This window comes from Faecalicatena contorta, assembly GCF_021531995.1.
Classification (GTDB): domain Bacteria; phylum Bacillota; class Clostridia; order Lachnospirales; family Lachnospiraceae; genus Dorea_A; species Dorea_A contorta_A.
On record NZ_JAFBIZ010000014.1, the window covers coordinates 15,375 to 42,235 of the forward strand.

The window sequence follows — 26,861 nt, forward strand, 5'->3', positions numbered from 1 at the left end:
CGAAGATCAGGGTGTCAAATATTTTCCCTTTTGACACCCTGGTTTTTTCTCTATGACATATTCTGAGAGGATGACGATAACGAATAGTCGGTATCCGCAAGGCAGATATGAGGTCGGAAGAAATGTAATGCCGTTTTCCGCAAGTACGAGGCGCCGAATGGTTTCCATATTCTTGGAGGAGCAACATGCGGTTGGGTTGAATGGCATTGAATACAATGACGATGAGATCGTGTCCGGGGATATCAGAGCGAATTATAATACCTGTGTATTTGATGTAAAAGCAGGACTGATGCTGGATGAAACTTTTGTAAAACTGATTGCCTGGTATGACAATGAATGGGGATATTCTAATCAATGTATCAGCCTGGTTCAGTACATTGCAAGACAGGATGAAAAGGCGGTTCATGCAGCTGCTCCATCCGAGCCGGATGTAACAATCGAATAAGAAGACAGATACGGCGAAAACCCGTTAGCTGAGCGGCTAACGGGTTTTCGTTGTTGTTATAGTTATCTAAAGGAATGAGAGTAAAGTGTCGCACCGTATTTTCACCGGTGCCTACTTTATGAGGGGGGAGATAGTTGAATGTGTCTTTCAACTATCTGTTTCACATTATAAGGGAAAAATATGTCCAAAGTATGTTAATTCTCTTAAAGAAATCGAAAAAATCTTAAGAACTGATTAAGTCACGTCATAATGCAAGATAGAAGAAAGTGTAGCATTTCTTGTGTAGAACGTTTATAATTGGATAAGACTGATGATAGATTGGAACAGATCTGAATGGATATAAACAGATAGAGAGGTGTAACCGCAGATGAAAAAAGACACAGGGCATTTGATAAAAACAATATATCCGGGTTCGATTGCCGAAGAACTGGGAATTGAGCAGGGAGATGTTCTTCTTGCGATTAATGATAAAGAAATTGAAGACGTGTTTGATTATCGTTATCTGATGAAGGATGAGTATGTGGAAGTACTGATCCGCAAGCAGGATGGCGGGGAATGGCTTTTGGAGATCGACAAGGACTATGATGAAGAGCTGGGGGTAGAATTTGAAAATGGTCTGATGAGCGAGTATCGTTCCTGCAGCAATCAGTGTATCTTCTGCTTTATCGATCAGATGCCTCCGGGGATGCGCGAAACATTGTATTTCAAGGATGATGATTCCAGACTGTCATTCCTTCAGGGCAATTATATTACTCTGACGAATATGAAGCAGAAAGACATAGACCGCATCATTCATATGCAGCTTGCACCAATTAATATTTCCATACAGACGACCAACCCGGAACTTCGCTGCAAGATGCTCCATAACCGGTTTGCCGGTGAAAAATTGAAGTTTCTGAACGATCTGTACGAGGCACATATTGAGATGAATGGACAGATTGTGCTTTGCAAAGGAATGAATGACGGGGAGGAACTGGACCGCTCCGTTCGGGATCTGTCCCGATATCTTCCGTTTATGCGAAGTGTATCGGTAGTTCCGGCCGGACTGACCAGATACAGAGAGGGCCTGTATCCGTTAGAGCTTTTTACGAAAGAGGATGCAGGAAAAGTCATTGATCAGATTGAAGGATATCAGCAGCAATTCTATGAGGAATATGGTCTGCATTTTATCCATGCAAGCGATGAGTGGTATATTCTGGCGGAGAGAGAATTTCCGGAAGAGGAACGTTACGATGGATACATTCAGCTGGAGAACGGAGTCGGGATGATGCGGCTTCTGGAGACGGAAGTGCAGGAGGAACTGGAACGGATCCTCCGGATGAAAGAATATCCGGTATGGAGAGAGAACGTAAAGAGGACGCTGACGATTGCAACCGGGAAACTGGCTTATCCAACGATCAGGACGTTTGCGGAAAAGATGATGGAAGCCTTTCCGGGACTTCATATACATGTGTTTGCGATACGCAATGATTTTTTCGGGGAGACGGTTACAGTATCCGGTCTGATTACAGGACAGGACTTAAAGCGGCAGCTGAGTGAGCGGCGAGAAAGTGGTACCGATCTTGGAGATACGCTTCTGATTACCTGCAACATGCTTCGAAGCGGGGAAGAGATATTCCTGGATGACATGACGGTGCAGCAGCTGGAAGAAGCACTGCACCTGCGCCTGACTGCAGTGGAAAACGAGGGAAAAGATCTGGTTCGCGCGGTTCTTTCTGCAGACTATGAGATGAACCGCACAAACGATGAAGACCGTTTCGTCTACGTGCAGGGATATGAAAAAGAAAGCACGTAAGTGCTGAATAGTTGTGAATCATTCTGGTGTTATGCCGGATTCACATGAATCATGATGTGCTTGGTATTGGGGAATTTTTGTTCTACTTTGTCGTGAACATGTTCCGCGATATCATGCGCATCTTTTAATGTCATATTTCCGTCCACAGCGATTTCCGTATCAATGTAGATCTTATTGCCGAACATCCTGGTACGAAGAAGATCAAGACGTACCACGCCGTCCTGCTTCTGTATATAGTCAGAAAGCTCCTGTTCGTATTCCTCGCTGCAGGAGGTATCGAGCATTTTATCGAGTGCATCTTTCAGAATGTCATATGCGACCTTCAGGATGAAGCAGCAGATAACAACGCTGGCGATTGGATCCAGTACCGGGAAACCAAGCATTGCGCCGCCGATACCGATGAGAGAGCCGATAGAAGAAAACGCATCGGATCTGTGATGCCATGCATCTGCCATGAATGCTGCAGAATCCAGTATTTTTGCATAGTGACGTGTGTACCAGAACATGGCTTCCTTGATCAGGATAGATGCGATTGCGGCCACCAGAGCAATGGTTTCTGGGGAAGCCAGTTCGTTATAGTTTCCGGCAGTTATTTTTTTTAGGCCGGAAAATCCGATTCCAAGACCGGTGATCAAAAGGATCATACCCAGGATAATAGAGGCGACGCACTCCATTCGCTCGTGGCCGTAAGGATGATTCTTATCTGCCTTCCTCTGAGAAAGTTTTACTCCGAGAAAAGCGATAAACGTTGCAAATACATCCGACATGGAATGGATGGCATCGGATACCATGGCACCGGAATGTCCGAGAATTCCGGCAAATAATTTGAATGAAGTCAGTAAAATATTTCCAAAAATCCCAACCGTTGAGATCTGATTAATGATCTTTGCTTCATTGATATTCTGTGATTGATCTTTCATAAGAGAGTCCTCCCATAACGCATAATAGTGAAAAGAATATAAAAAAACATCTGTGGAACGTGTCATGTACTGTCCCACAGATGTTACTTATCATCTGCTGCCGTGTGTCACCCGGCCCGGCTTCGCAGATAAAAATGTCTGCCGCCTGATCAGTTTGTACTGTAAATCCCGCATCCCTTTTTGGATGTATTCAGTGCAAAGAGATTTCTATATATCATATACAATCATTTCTTTTTTGTCAATCCTAAAATGCAGATCAGATATCCCAATCAATATGATAGACCTTGGTCGGTCTTCCTTTCATGTGCTGTGGCCGATAGAAGGAGGTTCGTGCAAGCCCGGAAGACTCAAGCTTCTGAAGGATCCGGTTGGCGCCGCGTGTTGTGATATGGAAGGCATCAGCAAGGTCTGTACTTGTAACATCACGTCTTCCAAGAAACAGAATCATTCGGTTCAACCGATGGATCGTGGAAGCAGAAAGGGATGTCTGCCGGGCAATTTCCTGAATCTGAGGTGTTAACATATAGCTGGTAATTACGGGCTGATCAGCGTAGAGAGGGCCGATCAGCTGATTGCTGTCATTAACAAGGTAGGAATATCCGGTGTTTTTTGAGGAACGAAAAGCCATTGCAGCATGTTCCATCGCTTCCTCCAGAGTGTTTCCGATGCCGTAGGAGATGACAAGCGGAAAATCCAGATGATCATTCAGGTAATTGGACAGAAGACTCTTCTGATAATCCTGTGTAAGATAGGAAAGGATTGCTTTCTCAGTCAGAATCAGATAAGAACTCTTCTTTTTCTGTATCAGAAATTCGATGTCGTTCTTATGAGCAAAGTCGAGAATTTCTTTCTGTAAAGTGACATCTAAAAGTTCCGTCCAGTTCTCTTTGGAATCGGGGGAAGGGGTGATGGATATTACTGCAGGAGCGTGTGCGGTCAGTTTGTCTACGGTAATCTGAGACATCAGAAGTTCCAGCGTCTGCTGCAGGTATTCAGTGCTGGAAGTGGCAAATACACATGGAATCTCAAGCGCTTTCAGGCGCGGAACCAGATTCCCGTACCGGCAGATCACCATATCAATTTTATCCTCTTTCCATAATTGCCGGATGATATCAAAAGCCTGGTCTTCGGCAGCATAAAGTTCCTGCAGAGAAGCGGAAGTAAGCCATTTGATAAAAGCAGGAAACATGGAATTAATATTTTCATATTCCAGTATATCATATACAGATGCAAATGGTTTGGTGTTCAGAAATACATCAAATACAATCCGATCCGGTGAGAGATCCCGGTTTTCAATCATCAAAGATAATGGGATTCTGTAAAAGCTCTCATTATTTGTAGCGAGTGACAGGACCGGTACAGGGATATGTGGAATAGATTTCCTGAGTATGGTCTCCACGACAATACCGGTAGTCAGGATTCCGTCAGCCCATTGCTCGTGTGTGTCGTAAATGTTCTTCAATTCCGTAAATGCGTGGTATTCGACGATTCGGTATTCAATCTGATCAGCATATGCCGACATCATATCATGCAAATATTGTGACAGATATACCGATGATATAATCAAAAGATGTGATTTCATAGTTGTTTTCCCCCAGCTGTTAAATAATCTACTGTTATTTTCTATCATAATGTTCTGAAAATCAAGAATAATCTTCCAAAAATCAGGAAGAAGTATAATTATTATTCAATTCTTACAAAATATAGAAAAACGTTATAAATGTATTTGCATTTTAAATAATAGTGATGTATAATGAAATAAAAGAAGTGTTCTTTTAATGTTCCTTAAATGTCAAAAAGAAAGTTAGGTGGAGTTGAGATGAATGCAGAAGTATTAATGAAAGAGGTTCAGGATTATGAACAGGATTTGATTGAAAAAAGGCATTATCTGCACAGACATGCGGAGATTGGGTTTGATTTGAAAGAGACGAAGGCATATGTGAAAGCGGAACTTACAGCGATGGGCTATGAACCGCAGGATTGTGGAAAAGCAGGTGTGGTTGTTACCGCAGGCGGGAAAAAGCCCGGAAAAGTATTCCTGATCAGAGGAGATATGGATGCGCTTCCGATGAAAGAGCAGGCAGATGTGGAGTTTGCGTCAGAGACGGACAATATGCATGCCTGTGGACATGATATGCACGCGACGATGATGCTTGGAGCGGCTCAGATACTGAAAAAGCACGAGGACGAGATTGAAGGTACGGTAAAATTAATGTTCCAGCCGGCTGAAGAGATCTTTGAAGGCGCACATGACATGATCGAAGCAGGTGTATTAAAGAATCCGGATGTAGATGCGGCTCTGATGATTCATGTGATGGCGGGAGTTCCGTTCCAGGCAGGATCGGTAATCGTAAGTGACGGAGGAATCAGTGCACCGGGTGCAGATTATTATGAGATCCGTATCCAGGGTAAAGGATGTCATGGGTCCATGCCGAATAACGGAGTGGATCCGATCACTGTTGCAGCACACATCGTGACAGCATTGCAGGAGATTCACGCAAGAGAGCTGGCGCTGGTGGATGAAGCGGCTCTTACAATCGGAACGATTCATGCAGGTCAGGCGGCGAATGTAATTCCGGATACAGTAACCATGAGTGGTACGATCCGTACCTATGATGAAGAGGTAAGAGCATTTATCAAGAAGAGAATCACGGAGATCTCTACCGGTATCGCAGCAAGCTTCCGGGCCGAGGCAGAGGTAATCTATGGAAAGGGATGTCCGGTTCTGAAGAATGATGATGATCTGTCTGTATGTATGGCCGGTTATCTGAAGGAACTTCTGGGACCTACAAAAGCATTTACTCAGGCACAGCTGCTTGCAATGTCAGGAACGGGAAAGGCACCAAAGTCCGCAGGCTCAGAGGATTTCGCATATGTCAGCCAGGAAGTTCCGGCTATTATGCTTGCGCTTGCAGCAGGACAGCCCGATCAGGGATACGCATATCCACAGCATCATCCAATGGTAAAATTCGATGAATCTGTGCTTGCATCGGGAAGTGCTGTTTATGCATATACAGCTATGAGATGGCTGGAAGAACACAAATAAACCAAGTTTCACAAAGGAAAGGGAGAGAAGTACTATGAAAGAAATATTACAGGTAATATCATGAACCTGAAGCTTCCTGTAGCAATTAATGCAATTAAGCTTGCAAAGAAAGAACAGAATACACCGGAAGGCGATGCGGTTGCATCTGTGGCAGTAGCTGTTTCTTCTATTATGACAATTATTATCCTTGCACTGGCAGCGCTGTTAAGTTCTCAGATTGGATTTATCTTTGAGATTCCGCAGGTTAAGACTGCATCCAATTACATCATCCCGGCACTGTTCGGTTCACTGACACTGGGACTTTTCGGAAGCAGCAGTGCAGGAAACAAAGTAGTAAAACACGGTATCCGAGGCGTGATCCCGGTATTGATTATCGTAACACTTCTTTCTCTGTTTGTAAGAATCACTTCCGGTGGATCTCTGTTCGGAGCAGTTGGATTCATTATTATTGCAATGCTTCCAATCGCGATTATTACATCCCGTATCCTCTGGAAGAAAGGTAAGATCACCGTTGAGGATAACCCGGCAATGGTTAAGAAAGCTGAATAATCTTAAGTTATGCAGGATATGACTTCCCTTACATAAAGATATCCCGGCAGTTTGGTACAGTACCTGTAGCAGGCTGCCGGGATTTTCTTTCGCTACGGGAAAATGCAGAGAATATTGGTTGTTATTTGGAAAAACGATGCTATGATAGAAATAAAAGATATGATAGAAATAAAAGATAAAAGATAAGAGATAAGAGATAAGACAGGAGGAATCACAGATGAATTATGAAGGACAGATCTGTCGGGCGCCGATGGAGCGCTCTGCATTCATGCTTCCGGTGATGGTTGGATGTTCTTACAATCAATGTAAGTTTTGTAATCTGTTCCGTCATCTGAAATATCGGGAGCTTCCCATGGAACAGATTGAAGAGGAACTGCGGCGTGTCAGAAATCTTTCAGGCAGTCCCAAGAAGATCTTTTTGGGAGATGGCAATGCATTTGGGATGAAGACGGAACATCTGCTGGAGATACTGCAGATGATAGAACGGTATTTTCCAGAGTGTCGGTGTGTGAATATGGATGCAACCGTAACATCCATACTGAAAAAGACGGATGCGGAACTGAAAGCACTTCATGAGCATGGGGTGCAGCATCTGTATCTTGGAATCGAAAGCGGACTGGATGATGTACTCGCTTTTATGAATAAGGGAAATAATCTGATTCAGGCAGAAGAAGCGATCTGCAGGCTGCATGAGAACGGTATGGTCTATGATGCTCATATCATGACGGGAGTTGCGGGAAAAGGGCGCGGACCGGAGAATGCAAAGGCACTTGCAGATTTTCTGAACCGGACGCATCCATATAATGTTGTGAATTTTTCGATGTTTCTTCATAAGGAAGTACCGTTGTATCAGGATATTCGGGAAGGAAATTATCTTCCTTCTGATGAACTGGATAATCTGAAGGAAGAACGCATACTTCTGGAGCTTCTGGGAGGACAGAGCATCGAAGGTGCGATGGGGATCAGGTATGAGGGATTTCATGATTATATTCAGTTCCGTGTGCGCGGGGAACTGCCAAAAGACAGAGAACGGATGCTTGAAAAACTGGACCGCATGATTCTGGAGTATCCGGAAGAGAGAACGGAATATTCCTATGTAGAAGGAGAATGCCCATGTCTGGAAAAGTGCGATGATGGGAAAGAAATATGGAATATGCAGGATTCAATTGCTCGGAAGTAATTGACAAAAAATCTCAATTAGACTATACTAACCTTGAAGTTGAGAAGGATTATCAACAATGAATGGTTAGTATAAAGGAGCAGAAAAGATGACGCTAAAGGAATTACCAATCGGAAAAAGTGCAACCGTTCTTACGGTGGGCGGAGAAGGAGCTTTAAGACAACATTTTCTTGATATGGGTCTCATTCCGGGTGCTGATGTCACGATGGTCAAGTATGCACCGATGGGAGACCCGGTAGAACTTCGGGTACATAGTTATGAGCTGACACTGAGACTGGCAGATGCAGAGAAGATTGACATTGAAAATGTCAGGGATGCCGTCGAAGTTCCGGAAAAGACGGAGAAGAAGATGATACCGCATCCGGGACTCGGAGAAGGCGGAAAATACCATGAGAAAGCAGATGAGAATCCGCTTCCGGAAGGAACCACACTGACATTTGCTCTGGCAGGCAATCAGAACTGCGGAAAGACGACTCTGTTTAATCAGCTGACCGGATCGAATCAGCATGTGGGAAATTTCCCGGGTGTTACGGTAGACCGAAAAGATGGTGTTATCAAAGGTCATGCGGATACACTGGTCACGGACCTTCCTGGTATCTATTCCATGTCTCCGTATTCCAGTGAGGAGATTGTAACACGCAACTTTGTGTTAAATGAGCATCCAAAGGGAATTATCAATATCGTAGATGCGACAAATATCGAGCGGAATATGTATCTGACGATGCAGCTGATGGAGCTGGATATTCCGATGGTTCTTGCGTTGAATATGATGGATGAAGTGTGGGAAAACGGAGGCTCCATTCTGGTCAATGAGATGGAAAACGAACTGGGGATTCCGGTTATTCCGATCTCTGCGGCGAAGAATGAAGGAATTGATGAGCTGGTACAGCATGCGCTTCATGTAGCAAAGTATCAGGAGCGTCCGAGCAGACAGGACTTCTGTGATGCGGATGACAACGGCGGAGCCGTGCACAGATGCCTGCACGGAATCATGCATCTGATTGAGGATCATGCAAGGGAAGCGGATATTCCGGTCCGGTTTGCGGCATGTAAGCTGGCAGAGGGAGATCAGCTGATTCTGGAGCAGCTTCATCTGGATCAGAATGAACAGGACTTGCTTGAGCATATTGTAAAGCAGATGGAGATGGAACGCGGTCTTGACCGTTCGGCTGCGATCGCGGATATGCGTTTTACATTTATTGAAAAAGTATGTAAAGAGACGGTGGTAAAGCCAAGAGAAAGCAGAGAACACTTAAGAAGTATGCGGATGGACAAGATCCTGACGGGAAAATATACGGCGATCCCCTGCTTTATTGGGATTATGGCAGCCGTGTTCTGGCTGACTTTTAACGTGATCGGTGCGGCGCTTGCGGATCTTCTGGATCTGGGAGTTACGGCGCTTACAGATGCGGTGGATGCGACATTGACGGCATGGAAAGTCAACGAAGTGCTACATTCACTGGTGATTGATGGTGTTTTTAATGGTGTGGGAAGTGTCTTAAGCTTCCTTCCGATCATCGTGACACTGTTCTTCTTTCTATCCATTCTGGAAGACAGTGGATATATGGCAAGAGTTGCATTTGTGATGGATAAGCTGCTCAGGAAGATTGGTCTGTCGGGCCGCAGTATTGTTCCGATGCTGATCGGGTTCGGCTGCACGGTTCCGGGCGTTATGGCAAGCCGAACACTTCCGTCTGAGCGGGACCGTAAGATGACGATCCTTCTGACCCCATTTATGAGCTGTTCTGCCAAGCTTCCGATCTATGCGTTTTTCACAGCGGCATTCTTTCCGGAAAACGGGGCAGTTGTCATGATCGCGTTGTACTTCGGGGGCATTCTTGCCGGAATCCTGATGGCGATCCTGCTTCGCGGAACGATGTTCCGGGGAGAAGCAGTTCCGTTTGTCATGGAGCTTCCGAATTACCGGATGCCGGGAGCGAAGAATGTCGGACAGCTGTTGTGGGAAAAAGCAAAAGATTTTCTGCAGAGAGCATTTACAGTTATCTTTATCGCAACTATTATAATCTGGTTTTTGCAGACATTTGATCTGCATATGAATGTAGTAACGGATTCACAGAACAGTATTCTGGCAATGATCGCCGGAGTGATCGCACCGGTATTTGCTCCGCTTGGATTTGGAGACTGGAGAATCTCGACGGCTTTGATTACCGGATTTATGGCAAAGGAAAGCGTAGTGTCCACGCTTTCGGTACTGTTCGGAACGACCGCACAACTGGCAGGTGTAATCACACCGCTGGCGGCAGCAAGCCTTCTGGTGTTCTGTCTGCTGTACACACCCTGTGTTGCGGCAGTGGCATCAATTAAGAGAGAGTTGGGATCCAGGTGGGCGGCAGGTGTTGTAGTCGGCCAGTGTGTGGTAGCGTGGATTGCGGCTTTTCTGGTAAAATGTGTTGGAATGTTATTGATATAAGAATAGTATGGATATGAGAATCCTGTCTATGCAGGGATGTCTATCAGTACGAAAAACAGCAGTCCGAGGAAGAGTATTCTTCCGGGCTGCTGTTTTCTGAGTATAGGAAAGTAGATGTCTATAACATTTCAATGAATGCGGCGATACGGGTATTCAGCTGTCCGATATCCGCCTGAGAATAATCAGTTTCTACATTAATGTATGGAAGTCCTTTCTGTTCGTTGACGAATCTGCGAATTGCAAGAGTCTCTACATTATAAGTATGGCATGCCTGTAAGGTCATCTCCAGGACACCGTCTACTTTGTATTCATCGATCAGTCTTCCGAGCAGTTCCAGTCTGTTCGGGTTCGGGGTCATAACAGAGCATCCGATGTTCAGATAACGTCTTGCGAGTGCATCGTATACATCCGGATTGTCTTCGTCCACCAGTTTATCTATGGATTTGGCACCGCTGCAGTTCTCGTAGGTTACAACGACACCGCCGTTGTCTTCAACTGCACGAATGACTTTTTCCGTTGCGCCCCCGATCGGACATCCGGTGATCAGGATACGTGGCTTTTTCTCCAGCATCTTTCCTTCGGCATATTCTGCATTGATCTTTGCGGTCAGTGCATCTACTTCTGCCGGGATAGCAGAACGGTCAAACTTAAAGCCGCTGCCATATAATACCTTGAACAGATCCTGACCGGTGATCGGAGCCGGGTCATTCTGCATCACAGAGTACAGATTCTTTAACGAACGTCTTACTTTATTTTCTTCCTTGATTGCTGCACGAATGTCATCTTCTGTAATGGTTACATTGAATTTCTGTTCCAGATATTCTTTAAAGCGGATTATTTCACTTTTCCAGAGCTTTAATGCTTCTTCTCCCTGTGTGTTCGGGAGTTCCATGATAAACACATCTTTAAATTCACGCATATATTCATACATTTTCTTCTTTCCATCACAGGTAGTTTCCCCGACAACAACATCTGAAAAGTAGAAAAAAGGACATTTATCCGTTTTGGCAAAACCATAACTGGATTTGATCAATGGACAGAGATTCTTCGGCAGGTCTTTTTCGGCCTCAGCGATGGTCTCATCGGAAGTGGAGCATAATCCTACGGTCGCTGCACCCATCGCCATGGCAATTTCTTTGGGAAAATAAGTGCAGTATGCTCCGACAACCGGAACGCCTTTGTCCTTTAATGTTTTTACTGCCAGAAAAGAATTCTTTCTCTGCTCTGCAAATTCTTCAAATACCTCTGGCAAATCTTTAATTACTTCCATATCTATACCTCCGTATCATGCGTTGTTTCATATCAATTATCATACCATCAGTTAGGTGTGTACGGTAATAGGAAATATTAATGAATGCATGCAACTATAAAAGAAATCTATAAGAAATATCAGCACAGTATGGATGCCTCGTTCACAGATTTATAAATATCTGTTACAATAAATGTAATGTTAATATGGAGGAGTCAGTATGGGGAAAAGGATCTATTTTGATAACGGAAGTACTTCCTGGCCGAAAGCGCCAAAAGTGGCGGAAGCAATGGCGGGGCTTCTGGAGCAGGGCGCATACAATATTAATCGGGGTAATTATGAAGGCGCCTATGAGGTGGAGGGCCTGGTACTGGAGACACGGATGCAGCTCGCGAGACTGTTTCATTCTGCGGATTCCAGGCGTGTGATCTTTACACCGGGGATCACGCATTCGCTGAATTACTTTATCAAGGGATATTTAAAAAGCGGGGACCACGTTCTGGTCACCGGCATGGAACACAATGCGGTCATGCGTCCGTTAAAGCAGATGGAAGGAAGAGGCGTGAGCTATGACATGGTGCGCACCGCCGGGGACGGAACGGTACTGCCGGAGGATGTGGAACGCGCGATCCGGCCGGAGACCCGGGCGGTAATTATGCTGCATGCATCGAATGTATGTGGTACCATCGTACCGATTCGAGAGATCGGAGAGATCTGTGAACGCCACCATCTGTTCTTTGCTGTGGATACGGCACAGAGTGCCGGCACGATCGATGTGGACATGCAGGCGTGTCATATCGATTTTCTTGCATTTACGGGGCATAAGGGATTGCTTGGACCCCAGGGAATCGGAGGATTTCTGATCTCGGAAGCTCTGGACGCAGAGATGACGCCTTATATCGCAGGCGGCACCGGAAGTCAGTCGGATTCTCTGGATATGCCGGATTATCTGCCGGATAAGTATGAGAGCGGAACGCTGAATCTGCCGGGCATCATCGGTCTGCACGCGGCGCTTTCCTATCTGGAAGAGACCGGGATCCGGACAATCCATCAGAAGAAGATGGCGCTTACACAGTATTTTCTGGAACGTGTGCAGGAACTTCCGGGGATCCGGATTGCCGGAAAGCAGGGGATCAGAGACCGTGTGGCTGTGGTCTCGCTGGACTTTGAAGAAGCAGACAATGCGGTGGTGGCATTTGAACTGGAACAGCAGTACGGCATCATGACACGGGTGGGGCTTCACTGTGCACCGATGGCACATAAGGCTCTCCATACGTACCCACAGGGGACGGTACGTTTTGCGTTTGGAGCAGCGAATACCAGAGAAGAGATTGAATGCTGCATGGAGGGAATCCGGGAGATACTTGGTATATAGAAAAAACAAATAAATAGAACATTTATATCAAAATTAACGATAAACAATTGGTTTAGTATGCATTGCTCTTAACTCCTAAAAATGGTACGGTTGACTTATCAAAAAGTCATTCAGAACAGGAGGAAAATAGTATGGCTGATTATCGTAAAATGTGGGAAGATCTGGGGATGAATCTTGAACTGCACGATCAATTGTGTGAGGTACTTCCGCAGGCATTTGGAGATGTGTTCTTATCCCAGGAAAATCGTCCGGACAGTATGGACTATTACAATATGGTTGTGGCAGATATCCATGGCATCCGGCCGGCGGAGCTGATCGAACACCAGAAAAAGGGCGGAAAAGTGTTCGGTACATTCTGCGTATACGTTCCGGATGAGATCGTATTTGCGGCAGATGCAATTGCAACCGGATTGTGCGGCGGATCCCAGTTCTGGGTACCGGGTGGCGAGAAGGTGCTTCCAACCAACACCTGTCCATTGATCAAAGCGTCTGTCGGCGCAAGACTGGATCGTACCTGCCCATTCTTCCGGATCGCAGATATGTATATTGGAGAGACAACCTGTGACGGTAAGAAGAAAGCATGGGAGATTCTGGGAGAGGACGTACCGGTGCATGTGATGGATCTTCCGCAGATGAAACGTGCAAAAGACGTGAAAGCATGGGCAGAAGAGATCGAGACATTCAAGAATGTAGTGGAAGAATTTACCGGCAACGAAGTCACTGCAGAGAAGCTTGCTGACAGCATTAAGCTGATCAACAATAAGAGAAAAGCACTGGCACGTCTGTACGACCTTCGCAAGAATGAAAATCTTCCGATCAGCGGCCGTGATGTACTTCTGATCTCTCAGATCGCATTCTATGATGATCCGGCAAGATTCACGCAGATGACCAACAAGCTGTGTGACGAACTGGATCAGCGCGTAAAAGACGGTGTGAGTGTCGTTCCTGCAGGAACCAAACGTATCATGCTGACCGGAACACCACTTGCAATTCCGAACTGGAAGTTACATAATATAGTAGAGACCAGCGGCGGCGCAGTTGTCTGTGAAGAGATGTGTACCGGAACCAGATACTTCGAGAATCTGGTGGATGAGACAAAGACAACACTTCCGGAGCAGTACATGGCACTCGCAGAGAGATACATGAACATCAACTGTGCATGCTTCACACCAAACAGCGGCCGTATTGATGATATCTTACGTCTCGCAAAAGAATACAAGGTGGACGGTATCATTGATGTGAACCTGAAGTTCTGTAATCTGTACGATACAGAAGGATACTTCGTAGAACGCGCAATGAAAGAAGCAGGAATCCCGGTACTCGGCATCGAGACGGATTATACAGACAGCGATGCACAGCAGCTTCGTACCAGAGTCAGCGCATTCATAGAGATGCTGAACAACTAGGATAGAGATGCTGAGCAACCGGGCTCGGATGTGAGCTGTAACAGATTCGTATTCAGAAGAGGTGTTTTTATGCCACAGATCCAGCATTATGTGCTATTTCCCAATCATGACAACGGGATGCGCCTGTATCAGGAATTAAAAGCCATGGGAATCCGGGCAACCATTGCTCCGACACCCAGATCTGCCAGCAAGTGCTGCGGAATCTCCTTACTGGTGCAGGAACAGGATATCGATGCGATCAAGTCCTGTATCGAGGAACATCAGATCGAGATTCTGAAATTCGCTGCCATTGAGCGGGATGTGAACTCCCGGCGGGATAAGTATTGCTAAAGAGGCAATGCAGACAAAAAGAAGTAAGTCATAACATGAAATGAGGTAAGAAAGATGAACTATATAGGAATTGACATCGGATCCACTGCATCCAAAGTAGTTGTGAAAGGAGATGCAGATATCCAGTTTGTTCTGCCGACGGGATGGAGCAGCAAAGAGACCTGTATGACGATCAAAGAGCGTCTGCTGGAGAGCGGAGTGGATGTTCTGTCCGAGGATTCGAAAGTAGTGGCTACGGGATATGGACGTGTGGCAGTAGATTTTGCGGATCATGTAATCACGGAGATCACATGTCATGCAAGAGGTGGACGTGATATGGCCGGAGATGACTGTGCGATCATAGATGTGGGTGGTCAGGATACCAAGATCATTCTTGTGGGAAACGGTATGGTTCAGGATTTTCAGATGAACGACAAATGCTCTGCGGGAACCGGGAAGTTCCTGGAGATCATGGCAAACCGTCTGGGAGTGACGCTTCAGGAACTCTTTGATATGGCGGATGCAGGAAAAGTCCTGCCGATCAGTTCTCTGTGTACCGTATTTGCAGAATCCGAAGTCATCAATTACATCGGAGAGGGGCAGAAAAGAGAAGACATCGCTGCCGGGGTTGTTGACTCCGTGGCGAATAAGGTTGCCCAGCTCGCCCAGAAGAAAAACCTGCCCGATAAGGTGATTCTGACAGGCGGATTAAGCAACAGCACTTATTTTACCAGAATCCTTTCCGAAAAACTGGGACAGACGGTAGAACCGACAGAAAACGGAAGATACGCAGGGGCATTGGGGGCTGCACTGCTGGCAAAAGAGAAAAAGAGATAAAAGATAAAAAGATAAAAAGAGAACTGAATCCGCAAGATTCATTCACATATCACATAAGGAAGAAAGAAGACCCGATAAATCGAGAGAAAGATTTGTCGGGTCTTTTGTTGTGGTGCGCTATAGTATCATTTGACTGCACCATAGTGGATTGGGCGGATAGAAAGAAGAATTACAGGGAACCTATCTGCCCAAAATCGAGAAAAGAAAGGTCGTAGAAACTGGTTTTTCAGATAGGATGGGGAAAAACGAAGCATCTATCTGTAAAAAACTAAGAAAAAAAGAGATATAGGGGCGAATTTTACAGATAGGATGAGGAAAAACGAAGATTCTATCTGATATAAAGCAAGATAAAGGTGAAAATTAAGCAGATAGGAAATGGAATTATAAAAGAGCTATCTGATTCTGGGATAATAAAATGTATGTGGTGTCTGAACAGTGAGAGATATTGAAGAGGCTACTGACTGCTATGGTGAAATATGTTATAATGAAGCTGTCTATGACAGGAGCACTGGAGTATATTATCTGGGGGTAAGATATTATGATCCGGAAAACGTAAGATTTTTAACCAGAGACAGCTATCGGGGGGATAATAAGAATCCGGCCACCCTATATCTGTATGTATATTGTGCGAATAACCCGATTGCTTACGAAGATCCAGACGGACATATTGCAGTTTCGAGAATGATTGGTGGTATCGTAGGCGGTGTGGCAGGTGCCTGGATTGGGAAAAAGATCGCAAAAAAACCAAGGCCAATGGATGGAAGTATAGAAGCCCTTTCTGGTGGAGATTTTAAAAGAGGATTTGAAAATGGGGTGATAGGAAGTGTAATACCAGGGAAAAGAGCGATGGTAACAGGACTAACGGGAGCTGCGTTAAGTGTAAAAGATTCCATATTGGCAAGTCGAGAGGGAAAAAGTAAAAAAATAACGGTAATAATATTATTAATGCAGTTATGAGCGGAGTTATACAAGGAATGTTTGCATTTGGAGGAAATGCAACAGGAATTTCAGGAGAGATGAACGAGTTAATTAATTCATTATCTTTAGCAGATAGAGTAGGAGGGCGTGTGATGCAGTGGATGGGAAAAGTAAATGAAAAAGGGGTTGAGATATCTTCACAAATAGTGGTTTCACATATATTTCAATGATTTTATTCCCAAAGAATTCGGGAGATAGAAGGCGCTTTTATGTATATATTGGAATATTTAAAAAATTTTTTATATTTTTGGGTGATTAGGTGTTGTGTCTTTTTTCCAGAGGATACTTATCGAAATAACAAGAATATGTTTAAAGAAGGAAAATCCTATTATTGGTTATCAATATCAAATTATGGAACTTTTTTGGTAGTGATCAGTGCAACAGTAGTTTTGAATTTCTGGGTTGCAACTGAGGTGCCTATGATGCTGAACTTTGATTATGAGACTGTTTCGGGAAAAATTACTTACCTGGAAGATGAGTGGAAAGACACAGGAAAACGTGGTAGCTCTTTTTATGAATGTTATAATATGATTCTTGAATCAGAAGATGGGATAGAAGTGTCGAAGTGGACAAATTCTCCAGTGTCGGTTGAAGAGGGAGATGTAGTGAAATGTTATAAAAAATCAGTATGGGAAAAACGAATGAACATTATAATGGTCAATGGTAAAGATGTTTCAGATGGTTATGGAAAAGGATGGACTTGTCCCGGAAAGTCCACGTATATTCCTAAAGTGTTTTTTTTAATAATTCTATTCTGGTTTTTCGTTTTTAATTTTGCTATGTTTTATAGGAAACGGAAGAAATATCGGCAAAGATTAGTGAGAACCTATTTCATATATGGTCATGATATTGAAAAAAAGGGGTGTATCGTATGGATGACAGGTCAAATATGTTTTGGGATAATATCACTTATTGCAATCGCAGGAGTGGGAAATAATGTCATTCTTGGATTCTGTATGATGATTTTCTTGGATATTTATGCACTTGGGTACCTGATGGTATTTTATGGCAGCTGCCGGGGTGTGACCTATGAGGACGGAGTATTCCATGTAAATTACAGTAATGGCTGGGAAAGGCATTTTTCGCGAGAAGAGATTACGGGGATTCAGAATATAAAAGGGGAGATGTATAGAATCTGTTTTCGGGATGAGAAGGGAAAGGACAATGAAGTACGTGTGACTTTACACCACAAAGAGCAGGAATTGGTTTTATTTCCGGAAACAATGAGATCCGGTTATTATTATTAAAGATGAGAAGGAGGAAAAACTATGTATGAATTAATGAGGTTGCCTATGGCACAGGCAGAGAAAATTGTACAGGAACAGCAAAATCAAACTAAGAAAATGGAGCGGATTGCAATTCCCGGAAATGTCGTTACAAGTGTATTTATTATAGCGGCTTTGAGTTTCAGAAATCCAAAGAATGCATGGATATTTATGCTGATATTTGGTGTTGGAACAGGATTGATCGGAACTGTATTACTGTTGAGAATGTGTAGTAAAAAGAAGAAGAACCTGAGATTGGTAGAAGCGGGACAAGCGCAATATGCGGTGTTGAAGGAGTTACCACTGGATGAACCTGTAGAATTTAAAACTGTTGAAGGAGGAAAATTGGAAAAGACTTTTGCAAAAGATGCATACTCAAAGTATCAGGGAGAAGTAATATTTGTATGGATACCGGAAACGGGAGGGTGTTATTTGTATGAATCAAATGTAATAGCAAAATAGCGTTGGGAAAAACGCTGAAAATAGCAGGGAGGAGGGATCGGTATGAAGAAGTATACCCCATATGTGATGGCTGTCTTTCTTGTGATATGTATGTTTGCTGTTTTCCGTATGGATGCCTGTGCCGGCAATGGGTGGTTCCAGGAAGAGGGTATCTGGTTTTATCGTGATTCAAATGGAAATCTTTGCCATGGGTGGCAGACAATTAACGGTAAAAAATATTATTTTGACCCGGCGGATGCACATATGTATAGTAGTGGCTGGCAATTTGTTGCGGAGGAGAATAGACCTATTTTCAGGAAAGAGAGAAATGGTAGATATGGGAATATTTGATAAACTGAAGAAATCAAAAAAACAGCTAGAGATAACCGGGATGGATGTGATCGACAAAAGTGACTGGTTAAAAGTTTTTTCTTCTTGTCTGGGAAAGATGATGGCTATTCAGAATCATGCAGGCAAGTATGTTGTAAAAGGACAGAATTGGAATGTAGATTTTACAACAGGAACGATTGCTTTCGGGGAGGACAGGTTCCCGATACAGCTGATCGGAACTGAGTCGAACACCAGTCATACCTGGATGTGGGGATGGAATAATGTGAATCGTCTTCCGGAAGATCTGATTGCTTTGCCAAAGGAGATGCTGAATAAAGGAGAAGAATGGAATCTGGATCCGCTTCGATTATCGAAATTTGAGTTGAACGATATATTTAATGGACATAATATGTCTGTTGCTGCGTGTGGATTAAGTGATCGAAACTATTTTTATTATCGTGCACCTCACAAAGATGGTGCAATCTTCTTAGCGGTAGACAATGCTCCGGAAGAAGTATTCGCACCGGTGGATATGGATGAGTTCATCAATCTGACGGTAGAATGTGCACAACAATTCCTGCCGCTTCATCATAAGATTTTTGTGGAGAGTTTTTTGAAGTGGAATCAAGTCGATTTTGACTTTGAGAAAGACAGAATCATTGCTCATTTTCAACAGGATTTACATATTATTTTTGAGCAAAGCAGCGGCGAGTATCGCATCGATTCACTCAGTGTGGTGTAGATATCAGCTCATTTAGCTATGATAAAGACATGATGAAACGTTAATTTTATAATAAGAAATCGTAAGGAGGAGTCGAGATGGCGAATATATTAATCAGCCCCAGCAAATATGTGCAGGGTGCAGGCGAGATGAAAAAGCTTGGAACGTATGCGTCCAAATACGGAAAGAAGGCACTCGTGTTGATTACAGAATCCGGATATAAGCGTATTGGAGAGACGGTATCCGGAAGCTTTGCAGGAACGGATGTGGAAGCAGTATATGAGTATTTCAACAGGGAATGCTGTAAGACTGAAATTCACCGTCTGGTGGAGATTATGAATCAGACGGGCTGCGATATGGTGATTGGTATCGGAGGCGGAAAGATCCTGGATACGGCAAAAGCGGTTGCCTACTATAAAGAAGTTCCCGTTCTGATCTGTCCGACGATCGCATCTACGGATGCGCCGTGCAGTGCGCTGGCTGTGATCTATACAGATGACGGAGTTTTTGAAGAGTACCTGTTCTTCCCGTCTAATCCGAATCTGGTATTGATGGATACCGAGATTATCGCAAAGTCTCCGGTTCGCCTGACGATCTCCGGTATGGGAGACGCGCTGGCAACCTACTTTGAAGCAAGGGCCTGTCAGGCAAGCGGAGCAATCTCCTGTGCGGGAGGGCAGACAACATCTGCAGCAATTGCACTCGCAAAGCTGTGTTTTGACACTCTGATGGAAGAAGGAGTAAAGGCGAAGCTGGCACTGGAAGCCGGTGCATGTACACCGGCAGTGGAAAAGATCATTGAAGCCAATACGCTTCTGAGCGGAATCGGCTTTGAAAGTGCCGGGCTTGCAGGCGCGCATGCGATTCACAATGGACTGACGGTACTGGAAGAATGTCACCATATGTATCACGGCGAAAAAGTTGCATTTGGAACGATCACGCAGCTGGTACTGGAGAATATATCTGCCGGAGAGCTGGAGGACATTATCGACTGGTGTATTGAACTGGGACTTCCGGTGACCCTGAAAGAACTGGGTGTGACAGAGGTGACAGATGAGAAGATCATGGCAGTTGCGACTGCGGCATGTGCAGAAAATGATACCTTGCACAATATGCCGTTTGCGGTAACTCCTGAGACAGTTGCGGCAGCGATTAAGGCAGCAGATGCATATGGAAGATATTTCCTGGGCGAATCATAAGCGAGGATAAGAACTGGAAAGGGACTGAAGCAAATATAGAAAGAACTCTTATGGAGTACATCTATGTTTTGCTTCAGTCCCTGTTTTTGTGTATGTCATACATTCGTGCATTTAACAGCTTGTTTGTCTGTTTGACAGGTAGAAGAGGCCGAGTCCTGCCAGAAAGACAAGCGTCAGGACTCCGACGCCCAGATTGGCCTGTCCGCTGATCTGGGAGACGAGTCCTACAAGCGTGGTTCCCACAAAAGAAGCTCCTTTTCCACAGATATCCAGAATTCCAAAGTACTCACCGGACTTCTCCGCGGGAATCAGTCTGGCAAAATGAGAACGTGACAGAGCCTGGATACCACCCTGAAACATACCGACGCAGACGGCCAGGATCCAGAAGTGAAGCTGTGAACTCATAAACAACGCAAATACGGCGATTCCGAAGTATGCAGTAATACAGATCATGATCAGTCGTTCGGAAGGATAGCGGGAAGAGAGCTTTCCGACCACCATACGGATACAAGCGCAAAGGCGATTGCCATGGCAGTGTGCATGGTGATTCCCAGTTTTCCGGAACCGAGGACGATAACCAGACACGCGACAAATGGAATGCAGCTGCCGATATATCCCCACGCATAACCCTGAGAAGAAACGCTGTCCAGACGTTCTCTGGTGGTGACGTCGTGGATCATGGAATCATAGAATACAAGGCTGGAAGAATACCCGATTTTCGCAATTATAAATATCACCAGAAATACCAGCCAGGAGTCAGGAAGTCCAAGGCAGAGACAGCCAAGTGCCCCTACCAGGAGAGAGATGACAAAAATCGGCTTTTTGAAATTCTTTGTGTCTGCCAGGGTACCAAAGACAGGTCCGATCACTGCGACTGCTATTGTGGCAATGGATGCGGCATATCCCCAGTAAGATAGAAGAAAATATCCGGTCCATGAAGACCAATCTTATATAGATTCTGATATTCGGAGAGATCCTTACGGAATTCCTCAGGAAGATGCTTCCATACATCTCTTCCGAATCTGTAATGTGCGTAGGTAGAAGGCATAATGTTATCTCCTTTTCTTCAGAAATCAGTATTTAACACCTAGTATAAAGATCTCGTGTAAAATAAATCCGAAGCTGAATGTTAAAGAAATGTAAAATATGATGTGAATGCTCTTGACAGTAACACATGTGGTGGTATAATAAAAACAAACATATGAATAAGTGTTCATATGATAAAATGAAAAACTGTCATGGAGGAATGAACCTATGAAAAAAACGTATAAGATTGATGTGGATTGTGCAAACTGTGCCAATAAGATGGAAGAAGCTGCGAAGAAGACTTCCGGAGTCAAGGATGCAACCGTGAACTTTATGGCACTTAAGATGATCGTGGAATTTGAGGAAGGACAGGATCCGAAGGCAGTCATGAAAGAGGTTCTTAAGAACTGCAGAAAAGTGGAAGATGACTGCGAGATATTCCTGTAGGAGCCGGAGGAGATAACTATGAGCAGGAAGCAGAAAAAGGTTCTGATACGGATCATTCTCGCGGCGGTGCTGCTGATCGTATTATCACAGGTGCCGGTTACGGGATATCTGAGATGGGGCCTGTATATGATCCCGTATCTGGTGATCGGTTATGATATCCTGAAAAAGGCAGGAAAGGGAATAAGGAACCGTCAGGTGTTTGATGAGAATTTTCTGATGGCGGTAGCAACGGTAGGAGCGATACTCCTTGGAGACTATGCGGAAGGCGTGGCCGTTATGCTGTTCTATCAGATCGGAGAATTGTTTCAAAGCTATGCAGTTGGAAAGAGCCGGAGAAATATCAGTGATCTGATGGATATTCGCCCGGATTATGCCAATGTTGAACAGGATGGAACACTGGAACAGGTAGATCCGGATGAAGTAGAGGTCGGATCTGTGATCGTGGTTCAGCCGGGAGAAAAGATTCCGATCGACGGCGTGATCCTGGAAGGAACGACGACACTCAATACCAGTGCACTGACCGGAGAAAGTCTTCCAAGAGAAGTGCGGGCCGGGGATGAAGTGATCAGCGGATGCATCAATATGACCGGTGTGCTGAAGATTCAGACGACCAGGGAATTTGGAGAATCAACGGTATCGAAGATTCTGGATCTGGTGGAGAATGCAAGTTCCAAGAAGTCCAGATCCGAGAACTTTATCTCAAAATTTGCCAGATATTATACACCTGCAGTCTGTTGCGGAGCGCTGGCGCTGGCAGTTCTGCCGCCGCTTGTGCGTATGCTGGCCTTCGGGCTTCCTGCACAGTGGGGCGACTGGATCTACCGTGCACTGACCTTCCTGGTTATCAGCTGTCCGTGTGCGCTGGTCATCAGTATTCCGTTGAGCTTCTTTGCCGGAATCGGCGGGGCAAGCAGGGAAGGTGTGCTGGTCAAGGGCTCCAACTATCTGGAAGCGCTGGCACAGACGCGGTATGTGGTATTTGACAAGACGGGAACGATGACGCAGGGTGTATTTGAAGTCAGCGGAATCCATCACAGTACCATTCCGGAAGAACAGCTTCTGGAGTATGCGGCACTGGCGGAGTGTTCGTCTTCACATCCGATCAGTAAGAGTCTGCAGAAGGCCTACGGGAAACCATTAGATAGAAGCAGGGTGACGGAGATTGAAGAAATCAGTGGTCGCGGTGTCATTGCAAGGGTCGATGGAATTCCGGTTGCTGCAGGTAATGCGAAGCTGATGGACAGCCTGAGGGTAGAATGTCAGGAATGTCATGAGACGGGGACGATCGTCCATGTCGCGGTGGACGGATGCTATGCAGGACATATTCTGATCTCAGATCTGTTAAAGCCGACGGCGAAGGAAGCGATTCGGGATCTGAAAAAAGCAGGTATTACAAGAACGGTCATGCTGACCGGTGACAGCAAGCGTGTTGCAGACCGGGTAGCCGAAGAACTGGGAATCCGGGAAGTCTACAGTGAGCTGCTGCCAGCAGATAAGGTGGAAAAGGTAGAAGCGCTTCTGGAGAAGAAGAGTGCAAAAGAGAAGCTGGCTTTTGTCGGGGATGGTATCAATGACGCACCGGTATTATCCAGAGCAGACATCGGGATTGCCATGGGTGCGATGGGGTCTGATGCGGCGATTGAGGCGGCAGATATTGTACTGATGGATGACGATCCGAAGAAAATAGCTAAAGCGATCCGCATCTCCAGAAAATGTATCCGCATTGTGTATGAGAATATCTATTTTGCGATCGGTATTAAACTGATCTGCCTGCTTTTGGGAGCGCTCGGCATTGCTAATATGTGGGTAGCCATCTTTGCAGATGTCGGAGTGATGGTCCTTGCAGTGCTGAATGCGATCCGGACGTTGTTTGTAAAAGAATTATAATAGGGGTGACGATATGGCCAAACGTGAAGAAAACTGTGAATGCTGTGATACCTTTGAAGTACATGAGAATCTGCTGGAGATTGTGAATGAGACGATGCCGGAAGAAACGGAACTCTATGATCTGGCCGAGCTGTTCAAGGTGTTTGGGGACTCTACAAGGATTCGGATACTTTTTGTTCTGTTTGAGGCGGAAGTCTGTGTATGTGATCTGGCAGAAGTGCTTCACATGACACAGTCTGCAATCTCACATCAGCTTCGGATCCTGAAGCAGAGCAAGCTGGTCAAGAGCAGAAGAGAAGGAAAGTCGGTGTTTTATTCGCTGGCAGATGATCATGTACGGACGATCATTGCACAGGGAAGAGAGCATATCGAAGAAGATTAACAGAAGAATCAGCAGAAAAACGCGTAAGGCAGTTAATTAGCCAGAGCGAGTTTCATGCTGATTCTTTTTTTGAGCCATATTATATTCTTATGGAAAAATTCCTTCATATCGTTGACCTGATCTCTTTCCCAGGTTAGCTCCTGAATGTTCTGTACCCACTCAAAATAAGATACGATTACGCCACCGCTGTTGGCAAAGATATCCGGAATCAGTGTGATTCCACGTTCTTCCAGAATCTCATCCGCACCTTCAGAAGTCGGACCATTAGCGGCTTCAATAATATAGGAACAATTTAATTTTGGAGCATTTTCTTCGGTAATCTGATTCTCCAGAGCAGCAGGGACCAGCACATCACAATCGCAGGTGAGTACCTCGTCATTGGTAATATGTTTCACACCTGGGGCATCATAATCTTTCAGAAGCTTTCCAAGTTCCATTGCCTTTGTCATGGTATCAATTGCATTTATGTAGGGATTATAAGCCTTTGTCATTTCAGTTCTCCTTGCTCATTTTTCGCTGTTGCGCAACAACTGGGAATAATGGTAAGACGGCAAAAAAAAGAAATCAAGAGGAAGAAAATAAGACAAGAAAATTTATTTTTTTAATAGAATACGCCTAATAATATAAAGAAGTGAAGCAAAATACTTAAAATAATTAAGGAGAATGTACCGTTGACGCAGAAACAATGAAGTGTTATGATTCCATCAGTAATTGATCTAAGAAAGAAATGATAGTGCAGAGACGCATTTCCAGAAGCGAAGTGCGTTCTTTTTTTTTGATGAAATGACGGGAGAATATTCGATGGTTTTGGAAGTGCTGTTCCCTGGAACGATGGAGCTGGATCAGTTTATTGGAGAATTACAACAGTTTGGAAGAACAAAGACGTTGATTGTCTTTTCAACATCGGTGGAACATAGAGGCATTGACGCAAAGTTGCCGGAACAGTAGGTAAACCAGAGTGACTGCACGAAGATGGTGCTGCATGATATTCATGAAAATCTGTTCCGGGCATTCTTTTATACTATAATAGGAATTCCATTAGCGGCCGGAGTGTGGTATCCTTTATTCGGATAGAAATGAAATCTGATATTTAAAGCCACGGCCATGAGCCTGTGCAGAGATTCAATAGTCAGGAGAGGAGCAGATTATGACAGTTTTTGATTTTAACAGTACACCCGATAATAAAAAGGAACCAGAATGTACGTATACTGTTTTTTATACAGATGAGTCGATGACGTCTCCGGAACAGCCGATCCTCGTTCTGGACAACAAAGGAAAGAACTTTGAACATCACTCCGGCGGAATGTTTACCAATCCGGTGAAGCGGACTGCATTTGAATTCAAGGAAGAGAACGGAACGGTCAGTGCGGACATTCTTAAGCTGGATGCCAGATTTGTCAGTTTGTTGAAATGGCTGGGAGAGAACCATATTAATGTGAGACTTTCCGGGGCCAATCGCGAGGATGGATATGCGGTCTATAAGATTCGTGAGATGGCTTTCGGAGGCGGAGAGAAGCTTTCGGCAGAAGACGGATTCTTACAGTTTATGATTGAACGTCTGCTCTCCAGCAATGCGCCGGCAGAAGAAGAGACTTCAGATGAAGACACAGAAGAGACCGGCGACAGCATGAAGCTTACCAGCATTCAGAGTATTACGGACTTCATGAATTGTGCAGGAAGAACGCTGCCGGATAATATCAGGCTCTGGGCGAGGCGGAACCTGGCAGTGGCACGCTCCAATGAGGTATCCCCGGAAGAACGCCGACATGCACAGAGAGCCCTTTCCATGATGATGAATATTCAGTGGAAAAATCACTATTTTGAGGCGATTGATCCGGAGGAAGCCCGTCGGATTCTGGATGAGGAACTGTATGGTATGGAACGGGTAAAGCAGAGAATCATCGAGACGATCATTCAGATCAACCGTACCCATACCCTGCCGGCGTATGGTCTGCTTCTGATCGGACCTGCCGGAACCGGAAAATCCCAGATTGCTTATGCGGTAGCCCGTATCTTAAAACTTCCATGGACCACGCTGGATATGAGTTCCATCAATGATCCGGAGCAGCTGACTGGAAGCTCCCGTATCTATGCCAATGCAAAGCCGGGAATCATCATGGATGCATTTTCTATGGCAGGGGAATCCAATCTGGTATTTATCATCAATGAGCTGGACAAGGCTGCATCCGGAAAGGGCAATGGCAATCCGGCAGATGTATTACTGACGTTACTTGATAATCTTGGATTTACCGATAATTATATCGAATGTATGATCCCGACGGTCGGAGTCTATCCGATTGCGACTGCCAACGAGAAGGATCAGATCAGCGCGCCTCTGATGTCACGTTTTGCGGTGATCGAAATTCCGGATTATACAATGGAAGAGAAAAAAGTCATATTTTCCAAATATGCGCTTCCAAAAGTTCTGAAGAGAATTGGAATGCGGGAAGGAGAATGCGTACTTACAGAAGGTGCTCTGGATGAGGTGCTTTTGATACATAAGAATACCAGCGGAATCCGTGATCTGGAACAGGCGGCAGAGCACATTGCCGCAAATGCATTGTATCAGATTGAAGTGAACCATGTGGACTCTGTTACATTTAATTCAAAGATGATCCGAGAACTGCTGGCATAGTATGATTT

The 26,861-nt window shown here is 44.8% G+C and carries 26 protein-coding genes, 2 pseudogenes and 1 riboswitch; of the genes and pseudogenes, 22 read left to right on the forward strand and 6 right to left on the reverse strand.

Annotated elements, in window-relative coordinates; all coding sequences use genetic code 11:
• Nucleotides 1-157 precede the first annotated feature (157 nt).
• Nucleotides 158-445: a hypothetical protein gene (locus JQM82_RS03275; protein WP_235248589.1), complete on the forward strand. Its 288-nt coding sequence runs from the start codon at nt 158-160 to the stop codon at nt 443-445.
• A 367-nt stretch (nt 446-812) separates the two neighbouring features.
• Complete coding sequence (locus tag JQM82_RS03280; protein ID WP_235248590.1) at nt 813-2,240, forward strand: DUF512 domain-containing protein; 1,428 nt, start codon at nt 813-815, stop codon at nt 2,238-2,240.
• A 29-nt stretch (nt 2,241-2,269) separates the two neighbouring features.
• On the opposite strand, the gene JQM82_RS03285 is transcribed toward JQM82_RS03280, so the two are convergent.
• Both JQM82_RS03285 and JQM82_RS03290 read right to left on the reverse strand, forming a co-directional pair.
• Nucleotides 2,270-3,160 carry a cation diffusion facilitator family transporter gene (locus JQM82_RS03285; protein ID WP_235248591.1) on the reverse strand — a complete coding sequence of 297 codons (891 nt, stop codon included), beginning with the start codon at nt 3,158-3,160 and terminating at the stop codon, nt 2,270-2,272.
• Nucleotides 3,161-3,227: 67 nt separating this feature from the next.
• Nucleotides 3,228-3,323, reverse strand: a riboswitch (NiCo riboswitch).
• A gap of 93 nt (nt 3,324-3,416) precedes the next feature.
• The gene (locus JQM82_RS03290) at nt 3,417-4,742 is read right to left on the reverse strand and encodes a hypothetical protein (protein ID WP_235248592.1); all 1,326 of its coding nucleotides are present in this window, start codon (nt 4,740-4,742) and stop codon (nt 3,417-3,419) included.
• A gap of 237 nt (nt 4,743-4,979) precedes the next feature.
• Here JQM82_RS03290 and JQM82_RS03295 point away from each other — a divergent pair, with 237 nt between their 5' ends.
• The 4 genes from JQM82_RS03295 (at nt 4,980) to feoB (ending at nt 10,366) form a co-directional block, all read left to right on the forward strand.
• Nucleotides 4,980-6,206: a M20 metallopeptidase family protein gene (locus tag JQM82_RS03295; RefSeq protein ID WP_235248593.1), complete on the forward strand. Its 1,227-nt coding sequence runs from the start codon at nt 4,980-4,982 to the stop codon at nt 6,204-6,206.
• Nucleotides 6,207-6,266: 60 nt separating this feature from the next.
• Entirely contained in the window at nt 6,267-6,755 is a 489-nt protein-coding gene (locus JQM82_RS03300; protein WP_235248594.1) for a hypothetical protein, read from the forward strand.
• 217 nt (nt 6,756-6,972) lie between these two features.
• A complete protein-coding gene (locus tag JQM82_RS03305; protein ID WP_235248595.1) occupies nt 6,973-7,935 on the forward strand; it encodes a radical SAM protein in 963 nt (320 codons plus the stop codon).
• 88 nt (nt 7,936-8,023) lie between these two features.
• Nucleotides 8,024-10,366: a ferrous iron transport protein B gene (feoB, locus tag JQM82_RS03310; RefSeq protein ID WP_235248596.1), complete on the forward strand. Its 2,343-nt coding sequence runs from the start codon at nt 8,024-8,026 to the stop codon at nt 10,364-10,366.
• 118 nt (nt 10,367-10,484) lie between these two features.
• On the opposite strand, the gene JQM82_RS03315 is transcribed toward feoB, so the two are convergent.
• Entirely contained in the window at nt 10,485-11,636 is a 1,152-nt protein-coding gene (locus JQM82_RS03315) for a double-cubane-cluster-containing anaerobic reductase (protein WP_235248597.1), read from the reverse strand.
• Nucleotides 11,637-11,835: 199 nt separating this feature from the next.
• Between JQM82_RS03315 and JQM82_RS03320 the strand changes: the two genes are divergently transcribed.
• The 11 genes from JQM82_RS03320 (at nt 11,836) to JQM82_RS03370 (ending at nt 20,476) form a co-directional block, all read left to right on the forward strand.
• The gene (locus tag JQM82_RS03320) at nt 11,836-12,990 is read left to right on the forward strand and encodes an aminotransferase class V-fold PLP-dependent enzyme (protein WP_235248598.1); all 1,155 of its coding nucleotides are present in this window, start codon (nt 11,836-11,838) and stop codon (nt 12,988-12,990) included.
• A gap of 131 nt (nt 12,991-13,121) precedes the next feature.
• Nucleotides 13,122-14,396 (forward strand): double-cubane-cluster-containing anaerobic reductase, encoded by a 1,275-nt coding sequence (locus JQM82_RS03325; protein WP_235248599.1) that lies wholly within the window; start codon nt 13,122-13,124, stop codon nt 14,394-14,396.
• 69 nt (nt 14,397-14,465) lie between these two features.
• Nucleotides 14,466-14,726 (forward strand): DUF3343 domain-containing protein, encoded by a 261-nt coding sequence (locus JQM82_RS03330; protein WP_235248600.1) that lies wholly within the window; start codon nt 14,466-14,468, stop codon nt 14,724-14,726.
• 54 nt (nt 14,727-14,780) lie between these two features.
• A complete protein-coding gene (locus tag JQM82_RS03335; RefSeq protein WP_235248601.1) occupies nt 14,781-15,542 on the forward strand; it encodes an acyl-CoA dehydratase activase in 762 nt (253 codons plus the stop codon).
• A gap of 435 nt (nt 15,543-15,977) precedes the next feature.
• Nucleotides 15,978-16,499, forward strand: a complete 522-nt coding sequence (locus JQM82_RS03340) for an RHS repeat-associated core domain-containing protein (RefSeq protein ID WP_235248602.1) — start codon at nt 15,978-15,980, stop codon at nt 16,497-16,499.
• A 17-nt stretch (nt 16,500-16,516) separates the two neighbouring features.
• Nucleotides 16,517-16,690 (forward strand): hypothetical protein, encoded by a 174-nt coding sequence (locus JQM82_RS03345; protein WP_235248603.1) that lies wholly within the window; start codon nt 16,517-16,519, stop codon nt 16,688-16,690.
• A gap of 192 nt (nt 16,691-16,882) precedes the next feature.
• Entirely contained in the window at nt 16,883-17,767 is an 885-nt protein-coding gene (locus tag JQM82_RS03350; RefSeq protein WP_235248605.1) for a hypothetical protein, read from the forward strand.
• Between the two features lie 21 nt (nt 17,768-17,788).
• Nucleotides 17,789-18,247, forward strand: a complete 459-nt coding sequence (locus JQM82_RS03355) for a hypothetical protein (RefSeq protein ID WP_235248606.1) — start codon at nt 17,789-17,791, stop codon at nt 18,245-18,247.
• Nucleotides 18,248-18,289: 42 nt separating this feature from the next.
• The gene (locus JQM82_RS03360; protein ID WP_235248607.1) at nt 18,290-18,577 is read left to right on the forward strand and encodes a hypothetical protein; all 288 of its coding nucleotides are present in this window, start codon (nt 18,290-18,292) and stop codon (nt 18,575-18,577) included.
• Nucleotides 18,555-19,298 carry a DUF6882 domain-containing protein gene (locus JQM82_RS03365; RefSeq protein ID WP_235248608.1) on the forward strand — a complete coding sequence of 248 codons (744 nt, stop codon included), beginning with the start codon at nt 18,555-18,557 and terminating at the stop codon, nt 19,296-19,298. Before JQM82_RS03360 ends, JQM82_RS03365 begins: the two co-directional genes overlap by 23 nt.
• Before the next feature lie 77 nt (nt 19,299-19,375).
• Nucleotides 19,376-20,476 (forward strand): glycerol dehydrogenase, encoded by a 1,101-nt coding sequence (locus JQM82_RS03370; RefSeq protein WP_235248609.1) that lies wholly within the window; start codon nt 19,376-19,378, stop codon nt 20,474-20,476.
• A gap of 111 nt (nt 20,477-20,587) precedes the next feature.
• Here the strand turns inward: JQM82_RS03370 and JQM82_RS16600 are convergent.
• Nucleotides 20,588-21,393, reverse strand: a pseudogene (locus JQM82_RS16600) (MFS transporter); the annotation flags it as partial.
• Complete coding sequence (locus JQM82_RS03380; protein WP_235248610.1) at nt 21,354-21,524, reverse strand: hypothetical protein; 171 nt, start codon at nt 21,522-21,524, stop codon at nt 21,354-21,356. The pseudogene JQM82_RS16600 and the gene JQM82_RS03380, both read right to left, overlap by 40 nt.
• Nucleotides 21,525-21,730: 206 nt before the next feature.
• Here JQM82_RS03380 and JQM82_RS03385 point away from each other — a divergent pair, with 206 nt between their 5' ends.
• The 3 genes from JQM82_RS03385 to JQM82_RS03395 are packed head-to-tail and all read left to right on the forward strand — an operon-like array spanning nt 21,731 to nt 24,218.
• Nucleotides 21,731-21,949 (forward strand): cation transporter, encoded by a 219-nt coding sequence (locus JQM82_RS03385; protein WP_235248611.1) that lies wholly within the window; start codon nt 21,731-21,733, stop codon nt 21,947-21,949.
• A gap of 18 nt (nt 21,950-21,967) precedes the next feature.
• Complete coding sequence (locus tag JQM82_RS03390; RefSeq protein ID WP_235248612.1) at nt 21,968-23,836, forward strand: heavy metal translocating P-type ATPase; 1,869 nt, start codon at nt 21,968-21,970, stop codon at nt 23,834-23,836.
• A gap of 13 nt (nt 23,837-23,849) precedes the next feature.
• Nucleotides 23,850-24,218, forward strand: coding sequence for an ArsR/SmtB family transcription factor (locus JQM82_RS03395; protein ID WP_235248614.1), 369 nt, complete (start codon nt 23,850-23,852; stop codon nt 24,216-24,218).
• Nucleotides 24,219-24,250: 32 nt separating this feature from the next.
• Here JQM82_RS03395 and JQM82_RS03400 read toward each other — a convergent pair whose 3' ends face one another.
• Nucleotides 24,251-24,709: a hypothetical protein gene (locus tag JQM82_RS03400; RefSeq protein WP_331472757.1), complete on the reverse strand. Its 459-nt coding sequence runs from the start codon at nt 24,707-24,709 to the stop codon at nt 24,251-24,253.
• A 292-nt stretch (nt 24,710-25,001) separates the two neighbouring features.
• On the opposite strand from JQM82_RS03400, the pseudogene JQM82_RS03405 reads away from it, so the two are divergent.
• Nucleotides 25,002-25,166: pseudogene (locus JQM82_RS03405) on the forward strand (Lrp/AsnC ligand binding domain-containing protein); the annotation flags it as partial.
• 199 nt (nt 25,167-25,365) lie between these two features.
• Nucleotides 25,366-26,853 (forward strand): AAA family ATPase, encoded by a 1,488-nt coding sequence (locus JQM82_RS03410; RefSeq protein ID WP_235248615.1) that lies wholly within the window; start codon nt 25,366-25,368, stop codon nt 26,851-26,853.
• Nucleotides 26,854-26,861 lie beyond the last annotated feature (8 nt).

Coding starts and splice junctions, on each gene's coding strand:
- JQM82_RS03275 (WP_235248589.1), top strand. CDS start 158: ATGGTTTCCATATTCTTGGAGGAGCAACATGCGGTTGGGTTGAATGGC.
- JQM82_RS03280 (WP_235248590.1), top strand. CDS start 813: ATGAAAAAAGACACAGGGCATTTGATAAAAACAATATATCCGGGTTCG.
- JQM82_RS03285 (WP_235248591.1), bottom strand. CDS start 3,160: ATGAAAGATCAATCACAGAATATCAATGAAGCAAAGATCATTAATCAG.
- JQM82_RS03290 (WP_235248592.1), bottom strand. CDS start 4,742: ATGAAATCACATCTTTTGATTATATCATCGGTATATCTGTCACAATAT.
- JQM82_RS03295 (WP_235248593.1), top strand. CDS start 4,980: ATGAATGCAGAAGTATTAATGAAAGAGGTTCAGGATTATGAACAGGAT.
- JQM82_RS03300 (WP_235248594.1), top strand. CDS start 6,267: ATGAACCTGAAGCTTCCTGTAGCAATTAATGCAATTAAGCTTGCAAAG.
- JQM82_RS03305 (WP_235248595.1), top strand. CDS start 6,973: ATGAATTATGAAGGACAGATCTGTCGGGCGCCGATGGAGCGCTCTGCA.
- feoB (WP_235248596.1), top strand. CDS start 8,024: ATGACGCTAAAGGAATTACCAATCGGAAAAAGTGCAACCGTTCTTACG.
- JQM82_RS03315 (WP_235248597.1), bottom strand. CDS start 11,636: ATGGAAGTAATTAAAGATTTGCCAGAGGTATTTGAAGAATTTGCAGAG.
- JQM82_RS03320 (WP_235248598.1), top strand. CDS start 11,836: ATGGGGAAAAGGATCTATTTTGATAACGGAAGTACTTCCTGGCCGAAA.
- JQM82_RS03325 (WP_235248599.1), top strand. CDS start 13,122: ATGGCTGATTATCGTAAAATGTGGGAAGATCTGGGGATGAATCTTGAA.
- JQM82_RS03330 (WP_235248600.1), top strand. CDS start 14,466: ATGCCACAGATCCAGCATTATGTGCTATTTCCCAATCATGACAACGGG.
- JQM82_RS03335 (WP_235248601.1), top strand. CDS start 14,781: ATGAACTATATAGGAATTGACATCGGATCCACTGCATCCAAAGTAGTT.
- JQM82_RS03345 (WP_235248603.1), top strand. CDS start 16,517: ATGTTTGCATTTGGAGGAAATGCAACAGGAATTTCAGGAGAGATGAAC.
- JQM82_RS03355 (WP_235248606.1), top strand. CDS start 17,789: ATGTATGAATTAATGAGGTTGCCTATGGCACAGGCAGAGAAAATTGTA.
- JQM82_RS03360 (WP_235248607.1), top strand. CDS start 18,290: ATGAAGAAGTATACCCCATATGTGATGGCTGTCTTTCTTGTGATATGT.
- JQM82_RS03365 (WP_235248608.1), top strand. CDS start 18,555: ATGGTAGATATGGGAATATTTGATAAACTGAAGAAATCAAAAAAACAG.
- JQM82_RS03370 (WP_235248609.1), top strand. CDS start 19,376: ATGGCGAATATATTAATCAGCCCCAGCAAATATGTGCAGGGTGCAGGC.
- JQM82_RS03380 (WP_235248610.1), bottom strand. CDS start 21,524: ATGCCTTCTACCTACGCACATTACAGATTCGGAAGAGATGTATGGAAG.
- JQM82_RS03385 (WP_235248611.1), top strand. CDS start 21,731: ATGAAAAAAACGTATAAGATTGATGTGGATTGTGCAAACTGTGCCAAT.
- JQM82_RS03390 (WP_235248612.1), top strand. CDS start 21,968: ATGAGCAGGAAGCAGAAAAAGGTTCTGATACGGATCATTCTCGCGGCG.
- JQM82_RS03395 (WP_235248614.1), top strand. CDS start 23,850: ATGGCCAAACGTGAAGAAAACTGTGAATGCTGTGATACCTTTGAAGTA.
- JQM82_RS03400 (WP_331472757.1), bottom strand. CDS start 24,709: ATGACAAAGGCTTATAATCCCTACATAAATGCAATTGATACCATGACA.
- JQM82_RS03410 (WP_235248615.1), top strand. CDS start 25,366: ATGACAGTTTTTGATTTTAACAGTACACCCGATAATAAAAAGGAACCA.